Annotated in this window: 13 protein-coding genes; 7 read left to right on the forward strand and 6 right to left on the reverse strand. The window is 69.5% G+C overall.

Annotation, left to right across the window (positions count from 1 at the left end; genetic code table 11):
* Positions 1-23: 23 nt before the first annotated feature.
* The 4 genes from ACKTT0_RS18920 to ACKTT0_RS18935 all read right to left on the reverse strand — a co-directional run bounded on the left by ACKTT0_RS18920 (position 24) and on the right by ACKTT0_RS18935 (position 4,695).
* Entirely contained in the window at positions 24-767 is a 744-nt protein-coding gene (locus tag ACKTT0_RS18920) for an amino acid ABC transporter ATP-binding protein (RefSeq protein WP_407851323.1), read from the reverse strand.
* The gene (locus ACKTT0_RS18925) at positions 764-1,444 is read right to left on the reverse strand and encodes an amino acid ABC transporter permease (protein WP_028355584.1); all 681 of its coding nucleotides are present in this window, start codon (positions 1,442-1,444) and stop codon (positions 764-766) included. The genes ACKTT0_RS18920 and ACKTT0_RS18925 overlap by 4 nt, the downstream gene beginning before the upstream one ends.
* A 51-nt stretch (positions 1,445-1,495) precedes the next feature.
* The gene (locus ACKTT0_RS18930) at positions 1,496-2,275 is read right to left on the reverse strand and encodes an amino acid ABC transporter substrate-binding protein (protein ID WP_028355583.1); all 780 of its coding nucleotides are present in this window, start codon (positions 2,273-2,275) and stop codon (positions 1,496-1,498) included.
* 170 nt (positions 2,276-2,445) lie between these two features.
* Positions 2,446-4,695 carry a heavy metal translocating P-type ATPase gene (locus tag ACKTT0_RS18935; RefSeq protein ID WP_407851324.1) on the reverse strand — a complete coding sequence of 750 codons (2,250 nt, stop codon included), beginning with the start codon at positions 4,693-4,695 and terminating at the stop codon, positions 2,446-2,448.
* 103 nt (positions 4,696-4,798) lie between these two features.
* Between ACKTT0_RS18935 and cadR the strand changes: the two genes are divergently transcribed.
* Both cadR and ACKTT0_RS18945 read left to right on the forward strand, forming a co-directional pair.
* Entirely contained in the window at positions 4,799-5,233 is a 435-nt protein-coding gene (cadR, locus tag ACKTT0_RS18940) for a Cd(II)/Pb(II)-responsive transcriptional regulator (protein ID WP_407851325.1), read from the forward strand.
* A 98-nt stretch (positions 5,234-5,331) separates the two neighbouring features.
* Entirely contained in the window at positions 5,332-5,910 is a 579-nt protein-coding gene (locus tag ACKTT0_RS18945) for a nitroreductase family protein (RefSeq protein WP_407851326.1), read from the forward strand.
* Between the two features lie 24 nt (positions 5,911-5,934).
* Here the strand turns inward: ACKTT0_RS18945 and argH are convergent, their stop codons facing one another.
* On the reverse strand, positions 5,935-7,350 hold the full coding sequence (gene argH, locus ACKTT0_RS18950) for an argininosuccinate lyase (RefSeq protein WP_407851327.1): 1,416 nt from the start codon (positions 7,348-7,350) through the stop codon (positions 5,935-5,937).
* A gap of 110 nt (positions 7,351-7,460) precedes the next feature.
* Between argH and ACKTT0_RS18955 the strand changes: the two genes are divergently transcribed.
* Genes ACKTT0_RS18955 through ACKTT0_RS18965 form a run of 3 tightly spaced genes read left to right on the forward strand, consistent with a single transcriptional unit; the run spans position 7,461 to position 10,862 of the window.
* Positions 7,461-8,810 (forward strand): mechanosensitive ion channel family protein, encoded by a 1,350-nt coding sequence (locus tag ACKTT0_RS18955; protein WP_407852464.1) that lies wholly within the window; start codon positions 7,461-7,463, stop codon positions 8,808-8,810.
* A gap of 38 nt (positions 8,811-8,848) precedes the next feature.
* Complete coding sequence (locus tag ACKTT0_RS18960; RefSeq protein ID WP_407851328.1) at positions 8,849-10,483, forward strand: NAD+ synthase; 1,635 nt, start codon at positions 8,849-8,851, stop codon at positions 10,481-10,483.
* A gap of 40 nt (positions 10,484-10,523) precedes the next feature.
* Complete coding sequence (locus ACKTT0_RS18965; protein ID WP_012249775.1) at positions 10,524-10,862, forward strand: P-II family nitrogen regulator; 339 nt, start codon at positions 10,524-10,526, stop codon at positions 10,860-10,862.
* Positions 10,863-11,104: 242 nt separating this feature from the next.
* Here ACKTT0_RS18965 and gspF read toward each other — a convergent pair whose 3' ends face one another.
* A complete protein-coding gene (gene gspF, locus ACKTT0_RS18970; protein WP_407851329.1) occupies positions 11,105-12,313 on the reverse strand; it encodes a type II secretion system inner membrane protein GspF in 1,209 nt (402 codons plus the stop codon).
* A gap of 128 nt (positions 12,314-12,441) precedes the next feature.
* On the opposite strand from gspF, the gene gspD reads away from it, so the two are divergent.
* On the forward strand, positions 12,442-15,048 hold the full coding sequence (gene gspD, locus ACKTT0_RS18975; protein WP_407851330.1) for a type II secretion system secretin GspD: 2,607 nt from the start codon (positions 12,442-12,444) through the stop codon (positions 15,046-15,048).
* Complete coding sequence (gspE, locus tag ACKTT0_RS18980; protein WP_407851331.1) at positions 15,045-16,475, forward strand: type II secretion system ATPase GspE; 1,431 nt, start codon at positions 15,045-15,047, stop codon at positions 16,473-16,475. The genes gspD and gspE overlap by 4 nt, the downstream gene beginning before the upstream one ends.
* Position 16,476 lies beyond the last annotated feature (1 nt).

A 16,476-nucleotide genomic window follows, 5' to 3' on the forward strand; every position in this document is an offset into this window, starting at 1 on the left:
GCGTTAGGCGGCAGGCGCGCGGCCTACTGCGTCAGCGTGGAGATGAACGCCGCCGTGCGCGCGTCGCGCGGCCGGCTGAACAGTTCGGCCGAGGGGCCGGATTCCACCACGCGGCCTTCCTGCAGGAACACCGCCTCGCGCGAGATGGCGGCGGCCAGGCGCAGGTCGTGGGTGGCCATCAGCATGGTCATGCCTTCGCTGGCCAACTGCTTGAGCACCTCGACCACTTCGGCCGCCAGGCCGGGGTCGAGCGCCGAGGTGGGCTCGTCGCACAGCAGCACGCGCGGCGAGGGGGCCAGCGCGCGGGCAATGGCCACGCGCTGCTGCTGCCCGCCGGACAGGTTGAGCGGCCAGGCGTCGGCCTTGTCGCGCATGCCCACCTTGGCCAGCAGTTCCAGCGCGCGCTCGCGGGCGCGCTGTCGCGGCCACTTCTGCACCGTGACCAGGCCTTCCATGACGTTGTCGATGACGGTCTGGTGCGGGAACAGCTGGAAGTTCTGGAACACCATGCCGGTCTGCTTGCGCACGCGCTGGACGGCGTCGCGCTCGGGTTTGCGCTGCGGGTCGAACTGCACGGTCTCGTCGCCCAGCTGCAGCGTGCCGCCCTCCGGGATCTCCAGCAGGTTCACGCAGCGCAGCAGCGTGCTCTTGCCGCTGCCGGACGGGCCGATCAGCGCGGTGACGCTGCCTTCGGCGATGGCGACGTCGACCTTGTCCAGCACATGGTGGTCGCCGAAGAATTTGTCGATCTGCGTCAGCGCGATCATCGGTTCCTCTCGGAAAACACCGCGTGCTGGCCGAAGCGCCGTTCCAGCCGCACTTGCGCGGCCGACAGCGCCGAGCTGAACACCAGGTAGATCAGGGCGGCCTCCGTGTAGAGAATCAGGGGCTCGTAGGTGACCGCGGCGATGCGCTGGGCGGCCTGGAAGATCTCCGGCACGGTCAGCACGGCCGCCAGCGAGGTGTCCTTGACCAGCGAGATGAACGAGTTGGCCAGCGGTGGCACCGCCACGCGCGCGGCTTGCGGCAAGACGGTGCGGCGCATGGCCTGGCCGCGCGTCATGCTGAGCGAATAAGCGGCTTCCCATTGGCCCTTCGGGATGGATTCGATGGCGCCGCGGATCACCTCGGAGTTGTAGGCGCCGACGTTGAGCGTGAAGCCGATCAGGGCCGCCGGCAGCGGGTCGAGCACGATCCCCGCGCTGGGCAGGCCGTAGAAGATCACGAACAACTGCACCAGCAGCGGCGTGCCGCGGATCAGCCACACATAGAAACGCACCAGCGCCACCAGCGGGGCCGGGCCGAACAGGCGGATCAGCGCCACCACGAAGGCCAGCACCAGCCCGCCCGCGAAGGACAGCAGCGTCAGCGGCACCGTGAACACCAGCCCCGCGTGCAGCAGGGGCCAGAATGAATCGATCATCAACTGCAGCCAGGCGGGCACGATGGCGTGTCTTCCTTGGAAAGGTGGCGCGGCGGGCGGGGGCGGCCGGGTTTATTGGGCCGACAGGTCGGTGCCGAAGTACTTTTCCGAAATGGCCTTGTAGGTGCCGTCGGCCTTCATGTCGGCCAGGGCCTTGTTGATGGCCGCGCGCAGCTCGGGGTTGCCCTGGCGGATCAGTACGCCCGATTCGCTGAATTCGGCGCTCTTGTCGCTGTCGACGATCTTCACCTTGGCGTTGGGCTTCTGTTTCTTGAAGTCCAGGAACGACAGGTTGTCATTGATGGTGGCGTCGACGCGGCCCGACATCAGCAGGTCGATGCTTTCGTTGAAGCCCTGTACGGCCACCACCTGGGCGCCGTACTTCTGCGCCAACTTGCCGAAATTGCTGGTCAGCGTATTGGCCGAGCGCTTGCCCTTGATGTCCTCGAAGCGCTTGATCTCGGTGTTGTCGTCGCGCACGATCAGCACCGCTTGCGAGGCGATGTACGGGTCGGAGAAGTCGTACTTGGCCTTGCGCGCGTCGGTGATGCCCACCTGGTTGATCACGGCATCGTAGCGCTTGACGTCCAGGCCGGCGATCAGGCCGTCCCACTTGCCCTCGACGAATTCCGCCTTGACGCCGAGCCGCTCGGCGATGGCGCGGCCGATTTCCACGTCGAAACCGGTCAGCTTGCCGGAGGCGTCGTGATACGTGAACGGCGCATAGGTGCCTTCGGTGCCGATCTTGAACACGCCGGCCGACTTGATGGCGGCCAGACCGTCCTGGGCATGGGCGGCGGCCGCCACGGTGAGTTGCAGTAGTCCGGCCAGCAGAATCGAGCGCAATTTCATGGTGGTGCTCCAGTGGATGGTGTCATGCGCGCCGGCGCCGCCTTGTGGGCCGCGCCGGGGGAAACGAACACTGTAACAACCAGCCTATTTTTCCACAAAGCATGAAGAATCGTAAGAATATTGCCCGTGGTTATTAGGCGCGGCCGCGCCCGCGCCGGCCGCCGCGCCGTTCAGCGCGCGCGCAGCAGGCGCAGGCCGTTGGCCACCACCAGCAGGCTGGCGCCCACATCGGCGAACACGGCCATCCACAGGGTGGCGTGGCCGGCGGCCGCCAGCACCAGGAACACCGCCTTGATGCCCAGCGCCAGCGCGATGTTCTGCACCAGGATGCGGTGCGTGGCGCGCGACAGGCGCACGAACTGGCCGATCTTGCGCAGGTCGTCGTCCATCAGCGCCACGTCGGCCGTCTCGATGGCCGTGCCGGTGCCGGCCGCGCCCATGGCGAAGCCGATGTCGGCGCGCGCCAGGGCCGGGGCGTCGTTGATGCCGTCGCCCACCATGCCCACCTTGCCGCCCGCGCCCAGTTTGGCCTCGACGGCGCGCAGCTTGCCCTCCGGCAGCAGCTCGCCGCGGGCCTCGTCGATGCCGGCCTGTTCGGCCACCGCCCGCGCGGTGCGGACGTTGTCGCCGGTCAGCATGAGGGTGCGCACCCCCAGGCGGTGCAAGCCGGCGACTGCTTCGGCGCTGCCGGGCTTGAGCGTGTCGGCCACCGCCGCCAGCGCCACGGCGCGGCGGCCGTCGGCCAGCGCGATGGCGGTCTTGCCTTGCAGTTCCAGGGCCTCGATGCGGGCCTGCAGTTCCGGCGTGGCCACGCTCAGCTCGCGCATCAGGCGCAGGTTGCCCAGGTGCCAGGTCTGTTCGCCGATGCGGCCGCGCACGCCGCGTCCCGGCAGGGCGGCGAAGTCGCGCACTTCCAGCAGCGGGGCGGGCGCCGCGCCGGCGGCATGGGCTTGCGCCACGGCGCGCGAGACCGGGTGGTCGGAGCGCGCGGCCAGGCTGGCGGCCAGCAGGGCCGGCGCGGCCGCGCCGGGTTCCGGCGGGACCAGGGTGTCCAGGTCGGTGCAGACCGGCTTGCCGTGGGTCAGGGTACCGGTCTTGTCCAGCGCCAGCCAGGCGAGCCGGCGGCCTTCTTCCAGGTACACGCCGCCCTTGATCAGGATGCCGCGGCGCGCCGCCGCGGTCAGCCCGCTGACGATGCTGACCGGCGTGGAGATGACCAGCGCGCACGGGCAGGCGATGATCAGCAGCGCCAGCGCGCGGTAGATCGCATCCAGCCAGGGCTGGCCCCAGATGAGCGGCGGCGCCACGGCCACCAGCAGCGCCAGGATGACCACCACCGGCGTGTATACGCGCGAGAAGCGGTCGATGAAGCGCTGCGTGGGGGCGCGCGCGCCCTGGGCCTGCTCGACCGCGTGGATGATGCGCGCCAGGGTGGTCTCGCCGGCCGCGGCGGTGACGCGGTAGTCGAACGCCCCGGTGGTATTGACGGTGCCGGCGTATACGGTGTCGCCCGCTGCCTTGTCGACCGGCAGGCTCTCGCCGGTGATGGCGGACTGGTCCACCGCCGAGGAGCCCTCCGCCACGATGCCGTCGGCGGCGATGCGCTCGCCGGGCCGCACGCGCACCCAGTCGCCATGGCGCAGTTGCACCACCGGCACTTCGGCCCACGAGCCGTCGGCCTGGCGCGCCGTGGCCACTTGCGGCGCCAGGTCGAGCAGGTCGCGCACCGCGTGGCGCGCGCGGTCCAGGGCGCGCGCCTCGATCAGCTCGGCCAGGTTGAACAGGAACATCACCATGGCGGCCTCGGGCCACTGGCCGATCAGGATGGCCCCCGTGACGGCGATGCTCATCAGCGCGTTGATGTTGAGATTGCCGTTGCGCAGGGCGATCCAGCCCTTGCGGTAGGTGCCCAGGCCGCACGCCAGGATGGCGGCCAGCGCCAGCACCGCGGCGACCGCCGTGGGCAGGGCGGCGAAGTGGGCAACCTCCGACAGGGCGGCCAGCACGCCGCCCGCGGCTAGCAGGTAGCCGGCGCGGCGCCGCGCCGGCGCGGGCGGGGCCGCCACCGGCGCATCGTCGGCCAGCACTTCGGGGGTCATGTCCAGCGACTTGATCGCCGCGGTCACGCGGTCCAGGGCGCCTTCGCCGTGCACCACCGTCAGCACGCGCTGCATCAGGTTGAAATGCATGCCGTGCACGCCGGGCAGGGCGTCGAGCTTCTTGCGGATCAGGGTTTCTTCGGTGGGGCAGTCCATCTGCCCGATGCGCAGGCGCGCCAGCCGCTGGCCGGGGCCGGCGCGCAACGGCGCGGCTTCGTCCCGGCGGCCGGCGGCGGCATGGGCGTGGCCGGCATGGGCATGGCCGTGGCCGGCGTGGTCGTGGCCGCAGCAGGCGGGAGAGTCGGAAACAGGGTGATTCATGGCTCGGATCGGGGTCCATTCAAGAGCATTGACGGCATTGCACACCCTGGAGTTACTATAGGGTCAAGCGGCCTCATCCGGCCGATTTCCTGTGGAGGCAGCCATGAAGATCGGCGAACTCGCCAAGGCGGCCGGCACGACCGTCGAAACCGTGCGCTATTACGAAAAAGAGGGCCTGCTGCCCGCCCCGGAGCGCGGCCTGAACAATTACCGCAGCTATGGCGCGCCGCACCTGGAGCGGCTGCGCCTGATCCGCAATTGCCGCGCGCTGGACATGACCCAGGAAGAAATCCGGGCCATCCTGCAGCTGGCCGACAATCATGGGGCCGGCTGCGGCCCCATCAACGAGCTGTTCGACCAGCACATCGCCCACGTGGACGCGCGCATCGCCGAGCTGGTGCAACTGAAAGGCCAGCTCGCGGAGCTGCGCCAGCGCTGCCTGTCGGCGCGGCCGGACACCGACGACTGCGGCATTCTGCACGGCCTGTCCGAGATGCAGGTCGAGGAACGCCCCGAACGCCATACCCACCTCGGCTGAGCGCGGCCAAGACCTTGGCCGGGGCGGGGGGATAGGGGCGGCCCGCGCGGGGGCTGTCGTATGATGAGAATGTTTCTCGAATAGGCTGACGCTTACCCATGACCGTTTCTCCCCTGCATGCCCTGGCTTCCCGCCGCTCCATGAAGTTCCTGCGCGCGCCCGCGCCCAAGCAGGAAGAGCTCGACCAGATTTTCCAGGCCGCCATGAGCGCGCCCGACCACGGCAAGCTGCGCCCCTGGCGCTTCGTGCTGATTCGCGGCGAGGCCATCGGCCGCCTGGCCGACCGCGCCCTGGACGCGGTCAAGCGCAGCGGCGACCCGCGCATGACGCCGGAAAAGGAAAAATCGGTGCGCCAGTGGATGAGCGAGGTGCCGCTGTTCGTGGGCCTGGCCCACAAGATCGACCACGACAACCCCAAGGTGCCGGAACAGGAGCAATTGCTGGCGACCGGCGCCTCGGTGATGAACATCCTGAACGCCACCCACATGCTGGGCTACGGCGCGTTCTGGAGCACCGGCATGGGCACCTACCTGGAGGAAGTCCAGGAGGCCCTGGGGCTGGACCCGCTGGACTACCGCTTCCTGGGTTTCCTGGCGATCGGCACGCCGGCTTGCGCGGTGCCGCCGGCCGAGCGGCCGGACTACCGGGAGTTCGTCACGGAGTGGACCGGGCAGTAGCCCGGCCCGCGGGGCCGCCTGCGTTCAGGCGGTTTCCTGCAAGACGCGCTGCGCTTCCTCGCGCACGCGTTCCGGGGCGGTGCCGCCGATGTGCTTGCGCGCCGCCACCGACCCTTCCAGCGTCAGCACCGCATGGACGTCGTCGCCGATGCCGGGGTGGTAGGCCTTGAGGTCGGCCAGCGGCAGGTCGGCCAGGTCGCAGCCGCGCTGTTCGCAGTCGCGCACGGCATGCGCCACCACTTCGTGGGCATCGCGGAACGGCACGCCCTGCTTGACCAGGTAGTCGGCCAGGTCGGTCGCGGTGGCGAAGCCCTGCAGCGCGGCGGCGCGCATATTGTCGGCCTTGACCTTGATGCCGGCGGCCATGTCCGCGAAGATGGTCAGCGTGTCGCGCAGGGTGTCGACCGTGTCGAACAGGCCTTCCTTGTCTTCCTGGTTGTCCTTGTTGTAGGCCAGCGGCTGGCCCTTCATGAGGGTCAGCAGGGCCATCAGGTGGCCATTGACGCGGCCGGTCTTGCCGCGCGCCAGCTCCGGCACGTCGGGGTTTTTCTTCTGGGGCATGATCGAGCTGCCGGTGCAGAAGCGGTCGGCCAGGTCGATGAAGCCCACGCGCGGGCTGATCCACAGCACCAGCTCTTCGGACAGGCGCGAGACGTGGGTCATGATCAGCGCGGCGGCGGCGCAGAATTCAATGGCGAAGTCGCGGTCGGACACGGCGTCCAGCGAGTTGCGGCACACGCCGTCGAAGCCCAGCGTGCGGGCCACGCGTTCGCGGTCGATGGGGAAGCTGGTGCCGGCCAGCGCGGCGGCGCCCAGCGGCAGCCGGTTGACGCGCTTGCGGCAGTCGGCCAGCCGCTCGGCGTCGCGGCCGAACATTTCGGCGTAGGCCAGCAGGTGGTGGCCGAAGGTGACCGGCTGGGCCACCTGCAGGTGGGTGAAGCCGGGCATGATGGTGCCGGCGTGTTCCAGCGCGACGCTGGCCAGCGCATGGCGCAGCTTGCGCAGCAGGGCGACCAGGCCGTCGATCTCGGCGCGCAGCCACAGGCGGATGTCGGTGGCCACCTGGTCATTGCGCGAGCGGCCGGTGTGCAGGCGCTTGCCGGCGTCGCCGACCAGTTCCACCAGGCGTTTTTCGATGTTCAGATGCACGTCTTCCAGGTCGAGCAGCCACTGGAAGGTGCCGGCGTCGATTTCCGACAGGATCTGGGCCATGCCGCGCTCGATGTCGGCCAGGTCCTGGGCCGGGATGATGCCCTGCGCCGCCAGCATTTCGGCGTGCGCCAGCGAGCCCTGGATGTCGTGGCGCGCCAGGCGCTGGTCGAAATCCACGGACGCCGTATAGCGCTTGACGAGTTCGGAAACCGGCTCGGAGAACCGGGCGGACCAGGCTTGCGCCTTGTTGGCGAACTGGTTTTGGTCGGAAGAGGGTGTTTTTGCCATGATGGGCGGGATTATAGGGCCAGGGGCCGGCCGCGCCAGCCAGGCGCCCGGCGCCGGGCCCACTTGTTGGATAATGCGGCCAGGCCATCTGAAGGAGCCCGGATTTGGCAATCGAATGGGAATGGGAACGCCTGGTGACGCGGCTGGGCGAATACGTGCCGACCCATGCCTGGGGCCAGACGCTGCTGGGCGTCGGCGTGCTGGTGCTGGCGGCCCTGATCGCGCAGTGGGTCGGGGCCCGCATCGTGCTGGCCTGCGCGCACCGGCTGCTGATCCTGACCGGCCGCGAAAACTGGGACAAGGCCCTGCGGCGCCGGCGGGCGTACCAGAACTTCTGGTACGCGGTGCCGTTCGCCATCGTGTCCATGGGCATCGGGCTGGTGCCGCACGTCGAGCCGGCCGCCGCCGTGGTGGGTCGGCTGGCCCACGCCGCCGCCTGGATCTGCATCTTCATGGCGGCCAGCGGTGTGCTGAGCGCCTGGCAGGACACCTATTCCGCCACCACCCGGGCGCAGACGCGTTCCATCAAGGGCTACATCCAGATCGGCAAGCTGATGCTGATCGCCATCTGCACGGTGCTGGTGCTGTCGATACTGCTGGACCGCTCGCCGCTGTGGATGATCTCCGGCCTGGGCGCGCTGTCGGCGGTGCTGCTGCTGGTGTTCAAGGACACGCTGCTGTCGCTGGTGGCCAGCACCCAGCTCACTTCCAACGACATGCTGCGCATCGGCGACTGGATCGAGATGCCCCAGTCGAACGCCGACGGCTTCGTGCGCGACATCGCGCTGCATACCGTCAAGGTGCAGAACTGGGACAACACCGTGACCACGGTGCCCACCTACAAGCTGTTTTCCGAGAGCTACCGCAACTACCGCCACATGTTCGAGTCGGGCGGGCGGCGCATCAAGCGCACGCTGCGGGTGGACGCCACCAGCGTGCGCTTCCTGGCCGACGACGAGGCCGAGCGCCTGATGCGCTTCCGGCTGCTGCACGATTACCTGGCGGCCAAGCGGACCGACCTGCTGCAGGCCAACAGCACGCTGGACGAAGAGTTGGCGCGGCTGCCGGCCAACCGGCGCCGGCTGACCAACATCGGCACCTTCCGCGCCTATGCGCTGGCCTATCTGAAGCGGCATCCGGAGATCCGCCAGGACATGTCGATGATGGTGCGCATGATGGAGCCGCAGTCCGACGGCATTCCCATCGAGGTCTATTGCTTCACCGCCCTGACGGCCTGGGTGGAGTACGAGCGCATCCAGGGCGACGTGTTCGACCACTTGCTGGCGATCCTGCCCGAACTGGGCCTGCGCCTGTACCAGCAGCCCTCGGGGGCCGACATCGGCGCCATGGGCGAGGGCCTGGGCCAGGCGCTGCGGCGCGACCTGGCGCGCGAACGCGCCCTGGACGGCGCGGCCGGGCCGGCGGTGCTAGACGATGCCCCCGGGGCCGGCATGCGATAATTTTCAGTCCGTATTCAACCGATCTGGAACCGTAGTCCATGAGCGCTGCCCGGGTTGCAATCGCGCAAATCAACGCCCACGTGGGCGACATCGCCGGCAATGCGGCCCGCGTGCTCGAGGCCGCCCGCGCGGCCCACGGGCAGGGAGCCGACGTGCTGGTCACGCCCGAACTGGTGCTGACCGGCTACCCGCCCGAAGACCTGCTGCTGCGCCCGCATTTCGTCGAGCGCCAGGAAGCCGCGCTGGCGCGGCTGCGCCAGGACACCGCCGGCCTGGCCGGCCTGCACCTGCTGGTGGGCCACGTGCTGGCGCGCGGCGGCAAGCTGTACAACGCCGCCACGGTGCTGTGCGAAGGCAAGGTGGTCGGCGCGTACTGCAAGCGCGAGCTGCCCAATTACTCGGTATTCGACGAACAACGCTATTTCTCGGCCGACGACCAGCCGCTGGTGTTCGAGGCCAAGGGCGTGCGCTTCGGCGTGAACATCTGCGAGGACATCTGGTTCGACCGCGCGCCGCGCGCCGCCGCCCAGGCCGGCGCGCAGGTGCTGCTGGTGCCCAATGCCTCGCCCTACAACACCGGCAAGCAGGAAGAGCGCCTCCAGGTGGCGCGCCGCTGCGCGCAGGACACTGGCTGCGCCGTGATCTACGCCAACATGGTGGGCGGCCAGGACGAACTGGTGTTCGACGGCGCCTCGTTCGCGCTCGACGCCCAGGGCCGGCCGGCCGCGCGGCTGCCGGACTACGCCGAGGGCGTCGACGTGGTCGAGGCCGATGCCGCCGGCGCGGTGCGGCCGCTGTCGCGCCATGCCGACGTCAAGCCGTACTGCCTGGAAGAGCAGGTCTGGAACGCGCTGGTGCTGGCGGTGCGCGACTACCTGGGCAAGAACGGCTTTCCGGGCGCCATCATCGGGCTGTCGGGCGGCATCGACTCGGCCGTGGTGCTGGCCGTGGCCGTCGATGCCCTGGGCGCCGCCAACGTGCGTACGGTGATGATGCCGTCGCGCTACACGGCGGACATCTCCCAGACCGACGCCAGCGACATGGCGCAGCGCCTGGGCGTGCGCCATGACGACATCGCCATCGGCCCGGCGGTCGACGCGTTCGGCGCCATGCTGGCCCCGCAGTTCGCCGGCCTGCCGGTCGACGCCACCGAAGAGAACATCCAGGCACGCGTGCGCGGCACGCTGTTGATGGCGCTGTCCAACAAGACCGGCCACCTGGTGCTGACCACCGGCAACAAATCCGAACTCACCACCGGCTATTGCACGCTGTACGGCGACATGGCCGGCGGCTTCGCAGTCATCAAGGACGTCCCCAAGACGCTCGTGTACCGCCTGGCCGAATGGCGCAACCGCGAACGCGAAGTCATCCCGCGCCGCATCATCACGCGCCCGCCCTCGGCCGAACTGCGGCCCGACCAGACCGACCAGGACAGCCTGCCGCCGTACGACATCCTCGACGGCATCATGGAGCGCTACATGGAACGCAACCAGTCGGCCGCCGAGATCGTGGCCGCGGGCTTCCCGCAGGCGGCCGTCGAGCAGGTCGTGCGCCTGATCCGCATCAACGAGTACAAGCGCCGCCAGGCGCCGCCGGGGCCGCGCATCACGCCGCGCGCGTTCGGCCGGGATTGGCGCTATCCTGTCACCAACGGGTTCCGGGAAACCGTCTGAATCCGCGCCGCCTTCGATCTTTCCTCAGGACCACAACAACGTGAAACAAGTCACCGCCATCATCAAACCCTTCAAGCTCGACGAAGTCCGCGAGGCGCTGGCCGAGGTCGGAGTCAGCGGCCTGACCGTCACCGAAGTCAAGGGCTTCGGCCGCCAGAAGGGGCATACCGAGCTCTATCGCGGCGCCGAGTACGTGGTCGATTTCCTGCCGAAGATCCGGGTCGAGGTGGTGCTGGCCGACGACATGGTCGAACCGGCCATCGAGGCGGTGATCAAGGCGGCGCGCACCGGCAAGATCGGCGACGGCAAGATCTTCGTCACTCCGGTCGAGCAGGCCATCCGCATCCGCACCGGCGAGAACGGCGAACAGGCGCTGTAAGGGCGCCGGCACGGCCCGGCCGGGATCGGCGGACCCGGCGCGCCAGGCGATGTCCGGCCGACATGGGGATCCCGGTGTCAGGCACCTGCGGAGCCTGACACCTGCCGGTGGGGCAGCACAGGTGTCTGACACCTTGCGTGGGACCCCGGTGTCGGGCACCTGCGGGGCCCGGCACCTGCCGGTGGGGCAACCCAGGTGTCTGACACCTTGCGTGTCAGACACCGCGCACAGCCCTCAGGCTCTCAGCGCACCAGCTGATTCATTTCCAGGATCGGCATCATCACCGCCAGCACGATCAGCAGCACGAAGCCGCCCATCAGCAGGATCAGCATCGGTTCCAGCAGGGCGGTCATGGCCATGGCGCGGCGTTCCAGGTCGCGCGACAGGTTCTGCGCGCCGCGCTCGAGCAGTTCCGGCAGGCGCCCAGTCTTTTCGCCGCTGGCGATCAGGTGGATCAACAACGACGGGAACACCTTCTGCGCCGCCAGCGCGGAAGCCAGCGGCGCGCCTTCGCGCACGCGCTCGGTGGCCTCGTCGACGGCGCGGCGCAGGCGCTCGTTGCCCAGGGTGCGCCGCGCCGCGCCCAGCGCGCCCAGCAGGCTGACGCCGCTGCTGCTGAGGATGGCTAGCGTCGAGGCGAAGCGCGCCACGTCCACGCCCAGCACGAAACGGCCCGCCAGCGGCAGCCGCAGCAGCCGCGCATGCCAGGCTTCGCGGCGCGCCGGCGCGCGCAGCGCCAGGCGCCATAGCGAGAAAGCGGCCACCGCGCCGATGGCGCTGGCCCAGCCCCATTGGCGCACGAAATCGCTCAGCGCCAGCATGATGCGCGTCAGCAGCGGCAATTGCTGGTGCGCGTGGTCGAAGGCGGTGATGACCTGCGGCACCACATAGCCCAGCAGGAACGCCACGATGATGACCGACACGCAGGCCACCACGGCGGGATAGATGAACGCCGTCATCACCTTGCCGCGCAGCGCGTTGCGCTCTTCGATGTAGCCCGCCAGTTTCTCCATCACCTGGGCCAGGTCGCCGGATTCCTCGCCGGCGGCCACCAGCGCGCGATAGATCTCCGGGAAGTCGCGCGGCCGTGTCGCCAGCGCATCGGCCAGCCGGAAACCGGCCCGCACTTCATCGCGCACGCCGGTCAGCGCGGCCGCCACGTGGCGGCTCTCGGCCTGCTCCAGCGTCGCGCTCAGCGCGGCGTCCAGCGGCAGGCGCGCGGCCAGCAGGCTGGCGAGCTGGCGCGTCAGCCAGGCCAGCTCGCTGTCGGACAGGCGGCGCTGCAGCATGCCGGCGCCCGCGCCCTGGCGCGACGCCGCGGCCACCGTCGACAGCGGCACCAGGCCGCGGGCGCGCAACTGGTTGCGCGCGCCGCGCTCGGTTTCGGCATCGAGGGTGCCATGGACGATCTTGCCCACCAGGTCGGTGGCTTCGTAACGGAACGACGGCATGCGAAAAAAGCCCGCGCTTTCAAGGATTTCCAGGCCGCCACATTGACCGCGAAATATGACGATAGTGTTGCAGGGGTACCCCGTATACTCGGCCGCAATTTACCGCTCCTTTGCTGTTCACATATCTCATGCGCCGCCTTAAAAAAACCACCCTGGCTGTCCTGCTCGCCGTTGCGAACGCCGCACTGCCGCTGCCGCCCGTCCATGCCCAGGCGCAGCCGGCCGACCAGCGCGTCAGCCTGAATTTCGTCGACACCGACATTCCCGCGGTGTTGCGCGCGCTATCGCTATTCACGCAGCGCAATTACCTGGTCGACCCGCGCGTCAAAGGCAAGCTCACGCTGGTGTCTGAACGCCCGGTCGACCGCAATACGGCATTGGCCATGCTGGCGGGCGCGCTGCGCATGCAGGGCTACGCCATCGTCGAAGTCGACGGCGTGACGCGCGTGGTGCCCGAGGCCGACGCCAAGCTGCAGGGCAGCACCGTGGTGACGGACGCCCCGCGGCGCAGCGGCGCGCCGGCGCCGGTCCCGATGGCCGAGTTCGCGCGCGAAGCGCGCGGCAGCGAGGTCGTGACGCGCGTGTTCTCGCTCAAGTACGAGAACGCCGCGAACCTGTTGCCGGTGCTGCGGCCGTTGGTGCCGCCCAACAATCCCATCAACGCGTATCCGGGCAACAACACCATCGTGGTGACGGACTACGCCGACAACCTGGACCGGATCGCCCGCGTGATCGCGCGGGTGGACGTGCCCAGCGCCATCGACACCGACGTGGTGCCGGTCAAGTACGGCGTCGCGTCGGACCTGGCCTCGCTGGCCACGCAACTGCTGGACGCGCAGAACAACGATCCGACACAGCGCATCGCCATGGTGGCCGACCCGCGCACCAACAGCGTGCTGGTGCGCGCCGGCAGCCCGGCCCGCACCAAGCTGGCCCGCGACCTGATCGAGAAACTGGACTCGCAATCGGCGCGGCCCGGCAACCTGCACGTGGTGTACTTGCGCAACGCGCAGGCGTCGCGCATGGCCGAAGTGCTCGGCGGGTTGCTGAGCAGCCAGGCGCTCAACGGCGCGGGGGGCGAAGGGGCCGCCCTCGGGCCGAGCACGGGCGGCGGGACGGGCGCCAGTTCGCGCAATCGCGGCAACACATCGACGCGCGGCGCGAGCAGCATCCCGGTAAGCGGCTCCAGCACATCGGGAGGGCTGGGCGGCGGCAGCTCCTTCGGCCAGCAGCAGCAGATCGAGCGCGACGACGGCGGCGCCGGGCAGGCGGTGACGTATTCCGGCGGCGGCGCCACGGTGCAAGCCGACCCGGCCACCAACACGCTGATCATCTCGGCGCCCGAGCCGCTGTATCGCAGCCTGCGCGAGGTGATCGACCAGCTCGACCAGCGCCGCGCGCAGGTGCTGGTGGAAAGCCTGATCGTCGAAGTCAGCCAGGAGAAGGCGGCCGAGTTCGGCATCCAGTGGATGACCGGCGCCGGCAGCCTGGACGGCAGCGGCTTCGTCGGTGGCACCAACCTGGGCGGCAGCGGCATCGGCAGCGCCGGCACCGGCGCCACCACCCTGGACGCGCTGGGGCGCGGCCTGACGCTGGGCCTGGTCAAGGGCACCGTCGATGTGCTGGGCAACCAGGTGATCAACCTCAACGTGCTGGCGCGCGCGCTGCAGAATAGCGGCGAGGCCAACATCCTGTCGACGCCCAACCTGCTGACCCTGGACAACGAACCGGCCAGCATCCTGGTGGGCAAGACAGTGCCGTTCGTCACCGGGCAGTATGTGACTTCCGGCAGCGCCGGCAGCAACAACCCGTTCCAGACCATCGAGCGCGAGGACATCGGCCTGAAGCTGAACATCCGCCCGCAGATTTCCGAAGGCGGCGCGGTGAAGCTGGACATCTACCAGGAAGTCAGCAGCATCGACGAGGCCAGCTCCAGCGAGACCACCGGCCTGGTCACCAACAAGCGCGCCATCGATACCAGCGTGCTGGTCGACGACGGCCAGATCATCGTGCTGGGCGGCTTGCTGGAAGACAGCGTCAGCACCTCCACCAACGCCGTGCCCGGCCTGAGCTCGATTCCGGTGCTGGGGGCGCTGTTCCGCTACGACACGCGGCGCCGCACCAAGAGCAACCTGATGGTGTTCCTGCGGCCCTACGTGGTGCGTGACGCGCGCGACAGCGCCAACGTCACGCTCAACCGCTATGACTACATGCGCCGCGCGCAAAGCCAGGCGCAGCCCGGCAAGCACTGGCTGCTGCCCGACCTGCAGGCTCCGCTGCTGCCGCCGGCGCGCGTGCAGTCCGTGGGCGGCGCCGAGTACGACTTGCGGCCGGAGGCCGCCGCCGCGACCATGCGCCGCGACCCGCCGCGCACCACCCAGACCTTCCGCGTGCGGCAGTTGCCCGAGCCGCCGGGCGGCACCGATCCCAGCCTGCCGATCCGCGCCAATCTGCCGCTGGGCGTCAGCATCGCCACCGACCCGTCCGCGCTATATGCCGAGACGCGCCAGGACACCACCATTCTGCAAGTGGCCTCGGTGGAAAGCCAGGCCGAGGCCGACCGCATTGCCCAGCGCGTGCGCATCAGCGGCCTGAGCGCCTACGTGCAGGTGGGGCCGGGCGGGCAGGGCTTCGTGGTGCGCTCCGATGTGGCGCGCGACGCTACCACGGTGGATACAGCCGTGGCGCTGCTCAGGGAGCTGGGCTACCGGGCCGAACTGGTGACGCACCTGTGAACGCCTACCCGCTGCCGTTCGCCTGGGCGCGCGCGCAGCGCGCCGTGCTGCTGCTGCGGCCCGGGGCCTCGCAATTGACCATCAGCGCGCGCACGCCCGCCTGGGCCATCCGCGAGATCAGGCGCTGCCATGGCGAAGTGCCCGTCACGCAGGTGGACGACGGGCAACTCGAGACGCTGCTCAACGCCGCGTACAGCGATACCGCCGACGCCGCTTCGGTCATGGGCGTGGCCGAGAACGAGATCGACCTGGACCGGCTCCTGCAGGACATCCCCGAAGTAGCCGACCTGCTGGAAACGCAGGACGACGCGCCGGTGATCCGCATGATCAACGCGCTGTTCGCGCAGGCCGCGCGCGATGGCGCCAGCGACATGCACATCGAGCCGTACGAGACCCATTCGGTGGTGCGCTACCGGGTCGACGGCGTGCTGCGCGACGTGGTCAGCCCGCGCAAGGCGCTGCACTCGGCGCTGATCTCGCGCATCAAGATCATGGCCAATCTGGACATCGCCGAGAAGCGCCTGCCGCAGGACGGCCGCATCGCCCTGCGGGTGGGCGGGCGCCCCATCGACGTGCGGGTGTCGACGCTGCCCACCGGCCATGGCGAGCGCGCCGTGCTGCGCCTGCTCGACAAGGAGGCGGGGCGCCTGCAACTGGAGAAGCTCGGCATGAGTCCGGCGGTGCTGGCCCAGCTCGACAACCTGATCCGCCAGCCGCACGGCATCGTGCTGGTGACCGGCCCGACCGGCAGCGGCAAGACCACCACGCTGTACGCGGCGCTGTCGCGCCTGGATGCCTCGACCACCAACATCCTTACCGTCGAAGACCCGATCGAGTACGACCTGCCCGGCATCAGCCAGACGCAGGTCAACGCCAAGATCGACATGACCTTCGCGCTGGCCCTGCGGGCCATCCTGCGGCAGGATCCGGACGTGATCATGATCGGCGAGATCCGCGACCTGGAAACCGCGCAGATCGCCGTGCAGGCCTCGCTGACCGGGCACCTGGTGCTGGCCACGCTGCACACCAACGACGCCACCTCGGCCGTCACGCGGCTGGTCGACATGGGCGTCGAGCCATTCCTGCTCGCCTCGTCGCTGCTGGGCGTGCTGGCCCAGCGCCTGGTGCGGCAACTGTGCCACGAATGCCGCCGGCCGGATACCTTGCCGGATGGGGGCGTGGTCTACCGTCCGGTGGGGTGCCCGGCGTGCAACCACACTGGTTATAGCGGCCGCTCCGGCATCCACGAACTATTCACGGTGGACGAGGACGTGCGGCGCCTGATCCACGAGGGGCGCGACGAACAGGCCTTGCGCGCCCAAGCCCTGCGCGCGGGCATGCGCAGCTTGCGCGACGACGGCCAGCGCTGGGTCGAGGTCGGCGCCACCTCGCCCGAGGAAATCCTGCGCGTCACGCGCGACGCCTGAG

It is taken from the genome of Bordetella saccharivorans (genome assembly GCF_045862855.1).
Taxonomy (GTDB): Bacteria; Pseudomonadota; Gammaproteobacteria; order Burkholderiales; family Burkholderiaceae_B; genus Bordetella_A; species Bordetella_A petrii_F.